We start from the raw sequence: 15,560 nt of genomic DNA, 5'->3' as shown, positions 1-15,560 counted from the left end.
ACCTAATCCTTTCGAATGGTCACGGTCGACGTCACACGCCGACGCGGAAGACGCGCAGCTGGAGCGCGAGGGTCGCGTAGTAGCCGACGAGCGTGCTGAGCTCGAGGACGCCCGCCGCGCCCAGCGCCTCCTCCGCGTCCGCCCATGCGGCGTCGTCGAGGTCGCCGTCGAGCAGCGCGACGGTCGCGCGCGCAACCGCGCCCTCGACGCCCGCGAAGGCGGCGGCATCCTCGCGGCGCAGCGCGGCGAGCTCGTCGTCGGCCAGGCCGGTCGCGCGCCCCACCGCCTCGTGCGCCTCACGCTCGAACGCGCTGTCCCAGCGTGCGGCGACCAGCAGGATCGCGATCTCGCGCGCGCGGTCGGTCAGCGTCCCGCGGTAGCGGATCGCGGCGCCCAGGTCCTGGAGCGCGGCACCCAGGCCCGGCGCGAGCAGCATCGCGTTGAACGGTCCGCGCAACGATCCGTCGGGGTTGGTGAGGGCGAAGTGCTGGGGGCCCGCGGCGCGCGGACCGCCCGCGATGGAGTCGTACAGCGCGCGTCCGTCAGACGTCAGCCGCTCCGGGACCAGGTCGGGGATCCGCCCCATGCCGCACCTCCTCGTGCTCGCCGCCGCGTCCACCTTGACGCGGCCCGGCCTCCGTCATAGATTCAACCATCGAAAGCCACTTTTACACAATGATGTGTGAGGAGCAGTCACATGACCCAGATCTTCCCCCGCTTCGCCGGCAAGACGGTGCTCGTCACGGGCGCCGGAACCGGCTTCGGCGCCGAGATCGCGGTGCGCGCCGCGCAGGAGGGCGCGCGCGTCGCCGTCCACTACCGCAGCTCCCGCGCGGGGGCCGAGCGCACGCTCGAGCGCATCCGCGAGGCCGGCTCCGACGGGATCCTCGTCCAGGCCGACATCATCAGCTGGGACGAGATCAAGCGGATGGCCGACGAGGTCTGGGAGGCCTTCGGCGGGCTCGACGTGCTGGTCAACAACGTGGGCGACGTGTCCAGCGAGCAGATGTCCTGGAAGGAGCTCACCCAGGAGGCCCTCGACGCCGTGGTCGACGTGGACGTCAAGGGCACGCTGCTCATGACCCACGAGTTCGGCGCCCGCATGCTCGAGCAGGGGCACGGCAGCATCGTCAACGTCGGCTCGACGGTCGTCGTCAAGGGCTCGCCCCGCGCACCCCAGTACGCCGCCGCGAAGTACGCGATCCTCGGCATCACCAAGTCCTACGCCAAGGCCTTCGCGCCCGCGGTGCGCGTCAACACGTTCGCGCCGGGCTTCATGGAGACCGAGCGCCTGCTCCAGCGCGAGGACTGGAAGAGCGGGCGCCGCGAGGTCCTCATCTCGCAGACCCCCATGGGCCACATCCCGCCGCCCGAGTTCGTCGCCGGCGCGTGCCTGTGGCTCGCGACGGACGAGGCGGCCCACCTCACCGGCGGCTACATGCTCGCCGACGGCGGCTTCAACATGGTCGGCGCCTGAGCGCGGACCCCGGACACCCCTAGGAGAGACATGAAGCTCATCACCTTCGACGAGGGCCGCGTCGGCCGCCTCGAGCTCGAGGAGGGCGTCGTCATCGAGCTCGACGTGCCGTCCACCCGCGAGTACTTCGAGCGCGGCGGCCAGGTCGGCGAGACCGGCGAGCGCCTGCGCTACGAGGACGTCACGCTGCGCGCCCCCATCCGCCCCAAGAAGTTCTTCCACACGGCGGGCAACTTCATCGACCACCACAACGAGCTCACGGCCGTGGACTGGTCGCACCCCGTCCACAAGGGCATCGTCTTCTTCCAGAACCTCGACGCGATCATCGGCCCCGAGGACCCGATCGTGTACCCCGAGGGCCTCACCAAGGAGCTCGACTACGAGCTCGAGCTGGCCATCGTCATCGGCAAGGGCGGCAAGTTCTTCGGCCCCGACGAGGCCGAGGACTACATCGCGGGCTTCACCGTCTTCAACGACATCACCGCGCGCGACATCCAGCGCAAGGAGATGGAGTCCGGCGTGTTCTCGTTCTCCAAGGGCATCGACACGTTCTGCCCCATCGGCCCGTGGATCGTCACCAAGGACGAGATCCCCGACATGCACCACATGGCGATGGAGCTGCGCGTCAACGGCGAGGTGCGCCAGCAGGGCAACACCAGCGCGACCCGCATCACGTGGCCGCACCTCGTCGCCTACCACTCGCCGCAGATCTACTCCCCCGGCGACCTCATCACCACCGGCACCATCTCGGGCGTCGCAGCGGTGCAGAAGAACCCGTTCGACTTCTACCTCAACCCCGGCGACGTGGTCGAGGCGGAGATCGAGGGCATCGGCGTGCTCCGCAACCCCGTGATCTCCTGGCAGGACGCGTACGGCGAGCCCGCTCCCCAGCGGGTCGACTGGTGAGGATCGCGAACCTGGCCGACCGTCTCGTCCTCGTCACCGAGGACGAGCGGGCGGTCGACGTCGCCGAGGCCTCGGGAGGCCGCTTCGGGCCCGATCCCATGGCCGCGTTCGCGGACTGGGGCGCGTTCCGGACCTGGGCGGCGGAGCTGCTCGCGGACGACCGCCCGGGCCTGCGCCGCGCGCCGCTCGACCGGTCGCGCCTCGGACCGCCCGTGCCGCGGCCGCCGCAGATCCTCGCGATCGGCGTCAACTACCGCGAGCACGCGGACGAGGCCGGCTACCCGCCCGACAGCCTCCCGGTGACCTTCACCAAGTTCGCCTCGAGCCTCGTCGGCGACGAGGCGGAGGTGGCCCTCCCCGACGGCAACGTCGACTGGGAGGTCGAGATGGTGGTCGCGATCGGCGTCGGCGGTCACGGGCTCGCGCGCGAGGACGCGTGGGACCACGTCGCGGGTCTCACGGTGGGACAGGACCTGTCGGAGCGCATCGCGCAGCTCGAGGGCGCCAAGCCGCAGTTCAGCCTCGCGAAGTCCCACCCCGGCTTCTCGCCGACGGGGCCGTGGCTCGTCACGCCGGACGCGGTGCCGGACCCGGACGACCTCGCGATCTCGTGCGCGATCGACGGCGAGACGATGCAGGACTCGCGGACCTCGCGGATGATCTACGACGTCCCGGAGCTGATCGCGCGCCTGTCGGCCGTGGTGACGCTCCTGCCCGGCGACCTCATCTTCACCGGCACGCCCGCCGGGATCGGCAACCGGCGCACGCCGCCGCGGTTCCTGCGCGCCGGAGAGACCCTCGTGAGCACGATCCCAGGGGTGGGCGCGCTCACGACGCGGCTCGTGTAGCCGCCGCCGTCGGGGAGGCTCGACCGCTCCTCCGCGGGCCTCCCCGACGGCCTGCCCACCCGCCCCCCGGCCGCCTCGGCGCGCCGCGCATCGTCCCTCCCGGGAAGCAATCCTGGGTTTGCGGGCGTTCCTGGCTGACAATATGGACATGACCTCCCCCACCGTCGCCCCTTCTCCCGACCCGCATCGCCTCGGCGTGCACCTCGTCGACGGCGGGGCGATCGTCGCGGTGTACGCCGCGCACGCGACCGCGATGCACCTGTGCCTGTTCTCCGACGACGACCGCACGGAGACCCGCATCCAGCTGCACGGCCCCCAGAACGGCATCTGGCACGCCTTCGTGCCCGGCATCGAGGTGGGCCAGCGCTACGGCTTCCGCGCGTCGGGCCCGTGGCTGCCGAAGCAGGGCCACCGCTACAACCCCGCGAAGCTGCTGCTCGACCCCTACGGCCGCGGCATCGAGGGGCGGCTCACGCCGATGACCGAGCCGGGCGCGAAGGCCCTGCTGAGCTCGCGCGACGCCACCGACTCGGCCCCGCTCATGCCGCGCTCCGTGGTGACGGAGAAGCCTTCGGGCCCGTGGCAGACCCCGCACCCCCGCGTGCCGTGGGCGGACACCGTCGTCTACGAGACGCACGTCAAGGGCCTCACCAAGACGATGCCGGGCGTGCCCGAGGAGCTGCGCGGCACGTACGCGGGGCTCGCGCACCCCGCCGCGATCGAGTACCTCACCGACCTCGGGGTCACCGCGGTCGAGCTGCTGCCCGTGCACGCGTTCGCGCCGGAGCCGCACCTCGAGCACGGCGGGCTCGACTCGTACTGGGGCTACTCCACGCTGGGCTTCTTCGCCCCGCACGCGGGCTACGCCACGGAGGCCGCGCGCGCCGCCGGCGCCCAGGCCGTCCAGGACGAGTTCTGCGGCATGGTCGACCTGCTCCACCAGGGCGGCCTCGAGGTCATCCTCGACGTCGTCTACAACCACACGTGCGAGGGCTCGAGCTCGGACCGCGTGCTGTCGTGGAAGGGCCTGGACAACCGCGTCTACTACCGCAACCAGGTCCACGCCCCGCAGCACTACGACGACACCACCGGCACCGGCAACACGCTCGATTTCGCGCACCCGATGGTGAGCAAGATGGCGCTCGACTCGCTGCGCTACTGGGCGACCGAGATGCACATCGACGGCTTCCGCTTCGACCTCGCGGCGACGCTGGGGCGCACGATGCAGGGCTTCTCGAGCGACCACCCGTTCCTCGTGGGCCTCATCACGGACCCCGTGCTCGGCGGCCTCAAGCTCATCGCGGAGCCGTGGGACATCGGCCTCGGCGGCTGGCAGGTGGGCAACTTCCCGCAGCCGATGAGCGAGTGGAACGATCGCTTCCGCGACTACACCCGCGCGTTCTGGCTCCAGTGGGGCGCGGCGAGCTCCGGACAGCGCCACCACCCGACGGCGCCCGAGCTCGCGACCCGCATCGCCGGCTCGTCGGACCTCTTCGGCCACTCCGAGCCGTACGGCATGCGCGGCCCCATCGCGTCCGTCAACTTCATCACCGCGCACGACGGCTTCACCGCGCACGACCTCACGGCCTACAACCACAAGCACAACGAGGCCAACGGCGAGGACAACCGCGACGGCACCGACAACAACCGGTCCTTCAACCACGGCGTCGAGGGGCCGACCGACGACCCGCTGATCCTGCACGCCCGGCGCCGGTCCATCCGCAACATGCTGGGCACGCTGCTCATCTCCGCGGGCACGCCGATGCTCCTGGGCGGCGACGAGTTCGGGCGCAGCCAGGGCGGCAACAACAACGCCTACTGCCAGGACAACGAGATCTCGTGGTTCGACTGGGACCTCGAGGAGTGGCAGGTCGACCTCCGTGCCTCGATCGCGGAGCTGCTGCGCCTGCGGCGCGAGAACCGGGTGCTGCGCCCGGGCCGCTTCTACGACGGCGTCGACGAGGACCCCACCGACCAGCTCTACCGCGCCGACTCGGCGTGGTTCCGCCACGACGGCGAGCACGAGGACGAGGACTGGTGGGAGGACCCCGAGACGCGCGTCGTCCAGTTCATGCGGTCGCTGTCGCGCCCCGCCGAGGCGGACGCGCTCGTCGTGGTCAACGGCTACAATGCGGCGGTCGAGGTGCGCATCCCGGAGGACCAGGGCGCGCCGTGGCGGCTCGCGTGGGACAGCGCGTGGGACTCGCTGTCCGAGCGCACGTCCGAGGTGGTCGAGCCCGGCACCACCCAGACCATGGAGGCGCTGTCGCTGCGCCTCTACCTCACCGAGCCCGAGGCGTGAGCTCGCGGGGCGGCCGGTGCGGCCGCCCCGCGAGCGCGGCTCATGCGACCGCGCACTCCCGGCCGTCGAGCGTGAACGCGTCGACCGGCAGCGGGTCGCCCGTCCCCGTGACCTTGACCACGACGTGCTTGCCGGGACGGATGGCGGCCGTGTGGCCGCCGTCCACCACGACGACGTCCGCGCCGGACTGGAGGAACGCGCCCGGCTTCACGGCCGTGACCGCCTCGTCGCCCGCGAACGACCACGCGAGCCACCAGCCGTCGAGGGTCTCCGCGGTGTCGTTGCGCACCTTGACGGTGGCCGCGAAGCCGGTCGTCGTCGGCTCGGTCGTGTAGGTCACGGTGCACGGCGCGGGGATCTCCCCGAGGCCGTCGAGTGCGGCCCCGAGCAGCGCGGACGCCTCGTCGGCCTGGTCCTGCGTGGGGGACGATGCGGCGAGGACGATGCGCGCCTTCTCGAGCGCGTCGTCGAGCGCCGCGAGCGCCTCGGCCGGGTACGCGCCGCGGTCGACGGCCTCCGCCTCCGCGACGAGGTCGTCGAGCGTCGCGGTGTCGACCGCGGTCGGGGCCCGGGTGACCGAGAGGTCGTCGGCCCAGAACCAGTCCTCCGCCCCGCCGGTCGCGCGGAGGGCCACCGTGAGGGTCTCGCCCTCGGCGATCTCGACCGTGGTCGAGGGCCTGCTGTAGGCCTCCCACCCGGCCATCGTGAACGGCTCGACCGTCTCGGTGCCGTCGACGCCCGCGACCAGCTCCACTGCGAGGGTGGCGGTCGCCCCGCCGTGCGCGACGCCGGTCACCGTGTAGGCGCCCGCGGGCAGGCCCGCGACGTCCTGCGTGACGGAGACCTCGAAGCCGGCCGCGTCGTAGACGTTGACCGCCCAGTCACCGCCCTCGCTCGCGGGGTTGGCGAAGACCCAGAAGGTCGACGGCCACGGGTCGGCCGCGAAGGTCCAGCCCGTGTCGTCCCCGGTCTCGAAGCCGGGGTTCACCAGCCACTCGCGGGCGGTGACCGTGACGTGCGCCGTCGCCGTCCAGCCGCCGTCGGTGACGCCGGTGACCACGTACTCGCCGGGCGAGGTGATCCACGCGAGGGAGTCGGACCAGGTCACGGTCTCGGTCGAGGCCGTGCCGTCGTACGCGACCACGGTGACCGTGTCGGGCATCACGAGCGCCTCGCCCTCGACCGCCTCGACGGAGACGTCGCCCACGGTCGGGTCGGGCAGCTCGGCACCGTCGCGGACCTCGAGGCCATCGAGCGCGGCCTGCATGAGCGCCTCGGTCGCCGCCACGTCCTCCTCAGTGGGGCGCGACGAGGCGAGCACGTTGCCCGCGGACTCGAGCGCGGCGTCGAGCATCGCGATCGAGTCGTCGGTGTAGACCGAGCGGTCGATCGCGCCGGCCTGGTCGACCAGGTCCGCGAGCGCGGAGGTGTCGACGTCGGAGGCCCCGGCCTTGACGAGGGCAACCTCGTCGATCCATCCCCACGCTCCGGCCTCGCCGGCGCCGTAGATGCCGATGGCGAGCTCGCCGGAGGCGCCCACCTCGACGTCGAGCGACGGCTGCCGCCACTCCTGCCAGCCCGCGAGAGCCTGATCGACGGATCCGCCGGACGCGTCGGCCGCCCAGGCCCACAGGGTCAGCGCCAGGCCCGGGTCGCCGTGCGCCTGGAAGGACAGCGTGTACTCCCCCGGCTCAAGGCCCGCGAGGTCCTGCGTCATGTCGAACTCGAAGGCGGCGCCGTCGTAGACGTTGACCGCGTAGTCGTCGATCGCGTCCCCGCCGCCGGCGGCGACCCAGAACGTCGAGGGCCAGGGGTCGGCCGAGAAGACCCACGGCTCGACCGAGGACTCGCCGTTCTCGAAGTCGCCGTTGACCACCAGGTTCTCGGCCTCGACCACGACGGTCGCGACGGTCGCCTGGCCGGTGGCGGTGGTGCCGCTCACGGTGTACTCGCCCGGGCCGGAGATGAAGGCGGCGGAGCCGGACCACGTCACGGCCTCGTCGACCACGCTGCGGTCGTTGTAGGTGACGGCCACCGTGGCGGGCAGCACGATCTCCTCGCCGTCGAGGAAGGTCAGCGCGGGCTGCTCGACGGTCTCGACCGCGAGGTCGGTGACCGCGCCGGTGTCGACGTAGTCGAAGACCTTGAGCGACTCGAGGGCCGTGCCGTCGAAGCCGAACAGCGCCTGGTTGTCCCAGGCCGAGCCGCCGTACCAGACTCCCGCATCGTCCGGGTCGTACTCCCCCGCGTAGCTGGAGGCCCAACCGGAGCCGTAGGTCTCCCACAGCACCTGGTTGCGCGCGAGCTGGTCCGGCGTGCCCACGGGCAGCCAGGCCGGCTCCCAGTAGAAGACGCCGATGCCGGCCTCGTCGGGAACGTCCGCGACGGCTTGGATCACGTCGGCGATCTCATGCGCCTGACCCTGGACGCTCACGGGGTACGCGGTGGCCTCCGACGGCAGGTCGATGACGTTGCCGTGGCCGTCGCCGTCCTCGAGCGTGTACGCCCACGAGGTCTCCGCGACCATCACCTGCTTGCCGTAGTCCTCGGCCACCGTGGACAGGGTGTCCGTGAGGTTGTCGAGCGTGCCGTGCCAGAACGGGTAGTACGAGCTCGCGAACACGTCGTAGTCGACGCCGCGCTCCTCGAGCCGCGCGGCGTAGCCCGGGTAGCTGCCGCGCTCGGGGTTGGTGAAGTGCACCGCGACCAGCGCGTCGGGGTAGACGTCGCGCACCGCCGCGGAGCCCGCGGAGAACACCTGCGCCATCGCGTCCCAGCCCGTGAGGCCCGCGACGCCGTTGTTGGTCTCGTTGCCCACCTGCACCATGCGCACGTCGATGCTCTTCTCGCGCATCGCCTCGAGCGTGGAGCGCGTGTACTCCTCGACCGCGGCGGCGGTCTGGGCGGCGTCGTAGCCCTCCCACGCCTTGGGCGCCTGCTGCTTGCCCGGGTCCGCCCAGAAGTCCGAGTAGTGGAAGTCGACGAGCACGCCCAGCCCGGCGCGGGTCGCGCGCTTGCCGATCTCCACGGCCCGCTCCGCGTCGACGGTGCCGCCGCCGTAGCCGTTGCCGGCGGCGTCGAACGGGTCGTTCCACACGCGGATGCGCACGTCGGTGACGCCCGAATCCGCGAGGATGCGGAACAGGTCGCGCTGCTTGCCCGACTCGTCGCGGAACACGACGCCGGACTCCTCGAGCGCGATCACGGACGACACGTCGACGCCCTTCATGAAGCCGTCGGCGAGGTTCTCGACCTGGTCGACGAAGATGCCCGCGTCCACGGGTCCGTCGTCGACGGGCGGCTTGGCGGCGGCCGGGGCGGCGAGGACCGCCCCCAGTGCGGCGACGGCCGCGGCCGTCGCTCCCGCGCGGATGCTGCGAAGCATGGAGATTCCCTTCGATCGTCGTTGATCGGGCCGGGCGCCCGGATGGCTGGGACCGCTCTCAGCATGGCAGAAGCGCGGCCGGCGCGCGAGGCGAGGAGCGCGCATCGTGACCGATCTGTGACCGGTCCCACGGGAAGCCCGGACCTGCGGCGCCGTGTCGACTCCCCATGACGCTTGTGACAGCGACGCGCTTGTGTGGCTGCTGTGCCGTCCTCACCCGCCCCGCTGGTGCTCACCAGCCACAAGCGTCATGGGGAGTCACCGCGCCGAGACGCGCGAACGGGGCCCGGGCTGCGCTGCGCAGCCCGGGCCCCGTCCCTGGAAGGAGTGCCTGTCAGCCCTTGACGGATCCCGACGTGAGGCCTCCCACGATGAGCTTCTGCAGCGAGAGGAACAGGACCAGGATGGGCGTCGCGGCGATCACCGCGCCGGCGGAGAAGATGCCCCAGCGCGCGGTGAGCTGGTCGGACACCCAGTTGTACATGCCGATCGCGAGCGTCCAGTTCTCCTGCGAGACGAGCACCACCCTCGCGAGGATGTAGTCGTTGAACGCCGCGATGAAGGCGAGCAGGCCCACCACCGCGAGGATCGGGCGCACCAGCGGGATGATCATGCCCCAGAAGATCTGCGCGTGGCTCGCGCCGTCGATCTTCGCGGCCTCGTCCATCTCCGCGGGGATGGAGTTGAAGAAGCCGTACATGAGGAACGTGTTCGCGCCGAGCGCGGTCCCCAGGTACACGCAGATCAGCGCGATCTTCGAGTTGATGCCCAGCGACGGGATCACCTCGCCGAGCGAGATCAGCAGGAGGAAGATCGCGACGAACGCGAGCGTCTGCGGGAACATCTGCAGGATGAGCAGGCCGGTCAGCGACGAGCGGCGCCCCTTGAAGCGGAAGCGCGAGAACGCGTACGCGGCCGCAGCGCCCATGAGCACCGCCCCGACCGCCGCCGCGACGCCGATGACGAGCGAGTTGCCCATCCACGTCCAGAACAGCGTGTCGTTGAGCTCCTGGTAGTTGGTGAGGCTGATCGACGAGAACAGCTTCGAGGCGCTCGCGAGGCTGCCGCGCTCGTCGAGCGAGGCCGACAGCACGAACACGAGCGGGAACGCCGCGTAGAAGATGACGAGGGCGGCGAAGGGGTACTTCCATCCGACCTCGGCCCACCAGCGCTTGCGGCGCGTGGCGTTGCGGCGGGCGTCCTTGCTGGGAGCGGGGGCGTCGGTGGCCATCAGATCTCCTCCAGCTTCTTGGTCTGTCGGAAGGCGAGCGCCGAGACGATGCCCACGACGACGAACACGACGATCGACAGCGCGGAGGCGAGGCCGTAGTCGGCTCTACCGCCTTGGACTCCGGATATCTGATAGATCGCCGTGATGAGCAGGTCCGTCGCGCCGAGCGGGATGCTCGTATCGTCGAAGTTCGGCCCGCCGTCGGTGAGCATGAAGATGATGTTGAAGTTGTTGAAGTTGAACGCGAACGATGCGATCGCGAGCGGGGCGGTCGACACGAGCAGCAGCGGGAACGTGATCGACCGGAACTGGCGCCAGCGGCCGGCGCCGTCGATCTTCGCGGCCTCGAGCGTCTCCGACGACAGCGACTGGAGCGCGCCGGTGCAGATGAGGAACCAGTACGGGTAGCCGAGCCACAGGTTCACCATGATGACCGAGAGACGCGCGAGCCAGGGGTCGCCGAGCCAGTCGATGTCGGCCCCGAAGAAGAACCAGTCGTTGATGATGCCGAACTCGGCGTTGAGCATGCCTCGCCACACCAGCGCGGTGAGGAACGAGATGAACGTGTACGGGAGGATGAACAGCGTCCTCAGCGTCTTCTGCCCGCGCACGCGGTCGTCGTTGAAGATCAGCGCGAAGAACAGGCCGAGCAGGAAGCTGGTCGCGACCGTGAGGAAGGCGAAGGCGAACGTCCACGCGGTGATGCGCAGCAGCGGCTTCGCGTAGTTGGGGTCGGTGACCGCCTTGGTGAAGTTCTCGAAGCCCACGCTCACGTACCACCCGGTGGGGAGGCTCGAGCCGTCGTCGCCGACGAAGGTGCCGCGGTCGTTGGGGCTGTACACGACGCCCGAGTCGGTGTCGGTGAGCGTATCCGCGTCGGGGTCCCACACCATCGAGGAGCGGTAGATCTTGGCGGTCGAGCCCTCGCGCGTGCGGAGGGAGCCCTCGTTCGCGTCGTCGGAGACGGGCACGCGGAGGTCCGTCACCTGCTTGGCGAGCGCCTGGTCGGACAGGAGGTCCCCGCGCGGGACGATCTCCCAGCCGTCGACCGCGGTGGGCCTGCCGCTGTCGTCGAGCGTGCCGCCGGTCTCCTCGAGCGGCTGGTCCTCGGTGCCGACCATGACCGCGCCGTCGTCGCCGATCGCGAAGCCGAGCGTCTCCCCGTCGCGGACCACCGCGAGGGGGTAGGTGGCCGAGCCCGAGACCTCGCGCTCGGCCTGGATGAGCGCGGCGTCGACGGCCTGCTGCTTGCTGCCGTTGTGGCCGGCGCCGTAGTTGGTGGTCGCCACGTAGGCCGTGTAGCCCATCGCGAAGACCTGGAAGATGAGGAGGAACACGAGGCCCGGGTAGACGTACTTCAGCGGCAGCAGCCGCCGCGAGAAGTACACCCAGTCCGCCGCGACGAGGAACAGGACCAGCACGCCGAGGATCACCCACGCCCGCGCATTCCAGGCGGACATGATGGCCGCGACGCCGAAGGCGTTGACCACCATCATGAGCAGCAGCTTCACGATGAAGCCCCAGCCCAGGCCCTTCCAGTTGCGCGCGTGCGCCTCCTTGTGCGGAGCCGGAGCCTGCGCGGCGGTGTCGGTCGACATCTGCTCTCCCCTTCCCATCAGCTATGCGGATCCTTGCGGGATCCGCCGGTGCGGGGCGGGACGCGCGTGGCGCCCCGCCCCACGAGGCGGAACCTCTTAGCCCTCCAGGGCCGCGGTGAGGTCGGTGATCATCTTGTTCCAGGTCTTGACGGGGTCAGCGCCCTTGATGATCTTGGACTCGGCAGCGTTCCAGTAGTCCCACACCGAGCCCATCTCGGGGATCGACGGCATCGGGACGCCCTGGTCGGCCGAGGCCTGGAAGCCCTCGATCGCCTCGGGGAAGGCGGCCGAGGAGGTGTCGACGCCCTCGTACGCGGGGAGGCGCGGGTCGGCGTCGTAGAGCGCCTGCATGGCCTCCGGGGTCGCGATGTAGTTGGTGAGGAACTCGTTGGCGAGCAGCGCGTTCTCCGACTGCGACGAGACGTAGAACGTCTGGACGCCCACGAACGGCGCGGCGGTCTCGCCGCCGGCCGACGGCACCGGGTTCACCTTGAAGTTGACGTCCGCGAAGTCACCGAGAGCCCAGGGACCCTGGATGGTGTACGCGCACTTGCCCGAGTTGAAGAGCTCGTTGTTGGTCGCGTAGTCGATCGTGGTCGAGAGGTAGCCCTCGCCCTTCTCGCCGTTGTCGGACAGCCACTGCGCGAAGGCCTCGCCGGCCTCGCCGCCCATGCCGACCTCGGAGGTGTACGAGCCGCCCTCCTGGACGAAGACCGGGGCGCCGAAGGAGGTCTGCAGCGGGTACATGGTGTAGCCGTCGCCGGTCTCGCCCGCGGTGTTGATGCAGAACGGACGGTCCGCGCCGGAGTCGAGACCCGCCTGGATCATGTCGTCCCACGTCGCGGGGGCGTCCTCGCCCACGAGGTCCGTGTTCTGGATGAGGGCGATGGCCTCGGTCGAGTACGGCATGCCGTAGATCTGGCCGTCGTAGGTGACCGCGTCCACGGCGACCTGCGAGAAGCTCGAGGCGTTCGCGCCGAGGTCGACGGTGTTGACCACGCCGTCGGTGACGAAGGCACCCAGCCAGTCGTGCGCGCCGATGGTGATGTCCGGGCCCTCGCCGGTGGGGACCTGGGAGAGGAAGTCGGACCGCAGGTCGTCGAAGTTCTTCTGGACGAGCTCGACGGTCGCGCCGGTCTCCTCCTCGAACGACGCGGCCGCGGCCTCGACGGCGGGCTGACGGTTCTCGTCGACCCAGACGGTGAGGCTGAGGCCGGTCGCGTCGATGCCGGCCGCGGCGGTCTCGGAGGCCGAGGCCTCGGGGCTGGTGGTCTCCTCCGTCGTGCCCGACGAGCACGCGGCGAGGAGTGCGACGGAGGTCGCGACAACGGCGACCTTGCCGATGGTGTTACGCATGGATATTCCTTCCAGAGTGGAGCCACATTGCGCGCCTCTGGTGAGATCGCGTCTCTGCGACAGGTTACTTCCGAGTGGGGGCCCCCGCCCGGGAGCCCTGGGTCTTCAGTTGGTATGTCTCGGTCTGGGTTCGGGACCGGCGCAGCCCGGTCCGTCCCCGCGGGTCAGACCTCTTCACCTCCGGACTCACGCGAGGTGCGGACGACGGCGACGCCGCCCCCCGGCACCTCGAGCTCGCCTTCGGTCTCGGCACCGGTGAGCAGGTCTGTTCCTGCCACCGGGAGCCGAGCTGCGTCGTCGCCGTGGTTGACGGCGACGACGAAGTCCTCAGCAGCGCCGTGACGCGTCACGACCTCGAGCGTCTCGGGAAGGCCCGAGGGCTCGACGCCGGCGTCGGCGTAGACCGCGTCGAACACGGTCTTCAGCGCATGCACGTCGAGGCGCGTGCCGACGTACCAGCCCACGCCCTCCCCGTGCTCGTTGCGGGTCACGGCCGGCTTGCCGGCGCCCGGGCCGGTCGCGTTCTCCGCGACCACCTCGGCGCCCGCGAGCGCGATGTCCTCCTGCCACACGTCGGACGGCAGCACCGCCTCGGCGCCGCGCGTCCAGCGCACCTCGGCGGTCTCGCCCTCGCGCAGCGGCAGGAACTCCTCGACGGTCAGCCCGAGCGCGTCGCGCAGCGGGGCGACGAAGCCGCCCTCGTGCACGGCGTCGTGCTCGTCGACGATCGCGGAGAAGAAGTTGACGAGCAGCGTGCCGCCGTTCTCGACGTAGCGCGTGAGGTTCGCGGCGGACGATGCGGTGAGCAGGTACGAGGCCGGCGCCACGACGAGCCTGTAGCGCGACAGGTCCTGGTCCGGGTGGGCGAAGTCGACGGTCACGCCGTCGCGCCACAGGCGCTCGTAGAAGGCGCGCATGCGCTCGCGGAACTGGACGTCGTCGGAGGGGCGCCACTCGAGGTCCTGGGCCCACAGGGACTCCCAGTCGTAGAGCACCGCGACGTCGGCCTCGACGACCGAGCCGCGGACCTGCGCGGCGTCCTGGAGGTGCCCGCCGAGCTCGACGACCTCGCGGAAGACGCGGGACGATGCGCCGGCGTGCGGGAGCATCGCCGAGTGGAACTTCTCCGCGCCGGAGCGGGAGGCGCGCCACTGGAAGAACATGATGGCGTCGGCGCCGCGGCCCAGGTGGGTGAGCGCGTTGCGGCGCATCTCGCCGGGACGCTTGGCGGTGTTGCGTCCCTGCCAGTTGACCGCGGACGTGGAGTGCTCCATGAGGATCCACGGCTTGCCGCCGGCGACCGAGCGCGTGAGGTCCGCGGACAGCGCAAGCCCCACGTGCGCGTCGGGGTCGGGCGACCACAGGTAGTGGTCGTCGGACACGACGTCGACGAGCTCGGCCCACTTCCACAGGTCGGTGTTCCACGACTGGTGGGCCATGAAGTTGGTGGTGATCGGCTGGTCCGCGTGCGCGCGGATCGCGTCGCGCTCGACCACGAAGCACTCGCGCAGCTGGTCGTCGGTGAACCGCGCCCAGTCGAGCTTCATCGCGGGGTTGACGATCGTGGGCGTCGCGGCGGGGGCGACCACGTGCTCCCACGCGCCGTAGCGCTGGCCCCAGAAGGCCGTGCCCCACGCGGCGTTGAGCGCGTCGAGCGAGCCGTAGCGCTCCTCGAGCCAGCGTCGCCACGAGGCGACGGCGCGCGGGCCGAAGTCCTCGGCGACGGGCACGCCGTACTCGTTGTGGATGTGCCACATCACGACGGCGGGGTGGTCGCCGTAGCGCTCCGCGAGCGCGCCCGCCATGCGCGCGATCGCCTCGCGGTACTCGGGCGAGGCGTGCGAGGCCATGCCGCGCGAGCCGAAGCCCATCACGGTGCCGTCCTTGTCGGTGACGCGGGCGTCCGGGTAGCGGTGGAAGAACCAGGCCGGCGGCGAGACGGAGGGCGTGCCGAGGTCCGCGGCGATGCCGTTCGCGTGGAGCAGGTCGAGCAGGTCGTCCATCCACGCGAAGTCGTAGACGCCCTCCTCGGGCTCGAGCATGGCCCACGAGAAGATGCCGACGGACACGATGTTCACGCCGGCCTCGCGCATGAGACGCACGTCGTCGTCCCACGTCTCGCGCGGCCACTGCTCGGGGTTGTAGTCGCCGCCGTAGGCGAGACCCTCGAGCCGGGGCCAGCTTGCTGCTGCCGTCATGACACTCCTCCGGCCCCCGGAGGGGCCTCGCAAAACCGTGGCGGCCGTCCTTGGCCGCCCATACTGGGACCGATCACAGTCTATGACCCGAGAACCGTGTCCCTACAAATCGAGCGCTGCGTCGTGACCCATTCGAGACACGTCGTTATCGATCCGTAACCGCGCACAACCTCCTTTGGATGCAAGCGGTTACATCAACCGCGTGCCACACATTACATGGTGTTCGGACGGGCGCACGACACCACAGGTCCCGGGGCGG

At 70.8% G+C, this 15,560-nt stretch carries 10 protein-coding genes; 4 read left to right on the top strand and 6 right to left on the bottom strand.

Annotated elements, in window-relative coordinates; all coding sequences use genetic code 11:
* Window positions 1–31: 31 nt before the first annotated feature.
* Window positions 32–586 carry a carboxymuconolactone decarboxylase family protein gene (locus AOM07_RS07290; protein WP_062312316.1) on the bottom strand — a complete coding sequence of 185 codons (555 nt, stop codon included), beginning with the start codon at window positions 584–586 and terminating at the stop codon, window positions 32–34.
* 111 nt (window positions 587–697) lie between these two features.
* On the opposite strand from AOM07_RS07290, the gene AOM07_RS07285 reads away from it, so the two are divergent.
* The 4 genes from AOM07_RS07285 to glgX all read left to right on the top strand — a co-directional run bounded on the left by AOM07_RS07285 (window position 698) and on the right by glgX (window position 5,533).
* Window positions 698–1,477 carry an SDR family NAD(P)-dependent oxidoreductase gene (locus tag AOM07_RS07285; RefSeq protein WP_062312314.1) on the top strand — a complete coding sequence of 260 codons (780 nt, stop codon included), beginning with the start codon at window positions 698–700 and terminating at the stop codon, window positions 1,475–1,477.
* A 30-nt stretch (window positions 1,478–1,507) separates the two neighbouring features.
* Window positions 1,508–2,383 carry a fumarylacetoacetate hydrolase family protein gene (locus AOM07_RS07280; protein ID WP_062312313.1) on the top strand — a complete coding sequence of 292 codons (876 nt, stop codon included), beginning with the start codon at window positions 1,508–1,510 and terminating at the stop codon, window positions 2,381–2,383.
* The gene (locus AOM07_RS07275) at window positions 2,380–3,231 is read left to right on the top strand and encodes a fumarylacetoacetate hydrolase family protein (RefSeq protein WP_062312311.1); all 852 of its coding nucleotides are present in this window, start codon (window positions 2,380–2,382) and stop codon (window positions 3,229–3,231) included. The genes AOM07_RS07280 and AOM07_RS07275 overlap by 4 nt, the downstream gene beginning before the upstream one ends.
* A 148-nt stretch (window positions 3,232–3,379) precedes the next feature.
* Entirely contained in the window at window positions 3,380–5,533 is a 2,154-nt protein-coding gene (gene glgX, locus AOM07_RS07270) for a glycogen debranching protein GlgX (RefSeq protein WP_062312308.1), read from the top strand.
* A 40-nt stretch (window positions 5,534–5,573) separates the two neighbouring features.
* Here the strand turns inward: glgX and AOM07_RS07265 are convergent, their stop codons facing one another.
* The 5 genes from AOM07_RS07265 to AOM07_RS07245 all read right to left on the bottom strand — a co-directional run bounded on the left by AOM07_RS07265 (window position 5,574) and on the right by AOM07_RS07245 (window position 15,301).
* Entirely contained in the window at window positions 5,574–8,918 is a 3,345-nt protein-coding gene (locus AOM07_RS07265; RefSeq protein ID WP_062312306.1) for a glycosyl hydrolase 53 family protein, read from the bottom strand.
* A gap of 334 nt (window positions 8,919–9,252) precedes the next feature.
* Window positions 9,253–10,149 (bottom strand): sugar ABC transporter permease, encoded by an 897-nt coding sequence (locus tag AOM07_RS07260; RefSeq protein ID WP_062312305.1) that lies wholly within the window; start codon window positions 10,147–10,149, stop codon window positions 9,253–9,255.
* Window positions 10,149–11,747: an ABC transporter permease subunit gene (locus AOM07_RS07255; protein WP_062312302.1), complete on the bottom strand. Its 1,599-nt coding sequence runs from the start codon at window positions 11,745–11,747 to the stop codon at window positions 10,149–10,151. Before AOM07_RS07255 ends, AOM07_RS07260 begins: the two co-directional genes overlap by 1 nt.
* Window positions 11,748–11,843: 96 nt before the next feature.
* Entirely contained in the window at window positions 11,844–13,103 is a 1,260-nt protein-coding gene (locus AOM07_RS07250) for a sugar ABC transporter substrate-binding protein (protein ID WP_062312300.1), read from the bottom strand.
* A 164-nt stretch (window positions 13,104–13,267) separates the two neighbouring features.
* Complete coding sequence (locus AOM07_RS07245; protein ID WP_062312298.1) at window positions 13,268–15,301, bottom strand: beta-galactosidase; 2,034 nt, start codon at window positions 15,299–15,301, stop codon at window positions 13,268–13,270.
* Window positions 15,302–15,560 lie beyond the last annotated feature (259 nt).

This window comes from Demequina rhizosphaerae (assembly GCF_000971255.1).
In the GTDB taxonomy this organism is placed as follows: Bacteria; Actinomycetota; Actinomycetes; order Actinomycetales; family Demequinaceae; genus Demequina; species Demequina rhizosphaerae.
This window is presented reverse-complemented; position numbering and strand designations above follow the sequence as displayed.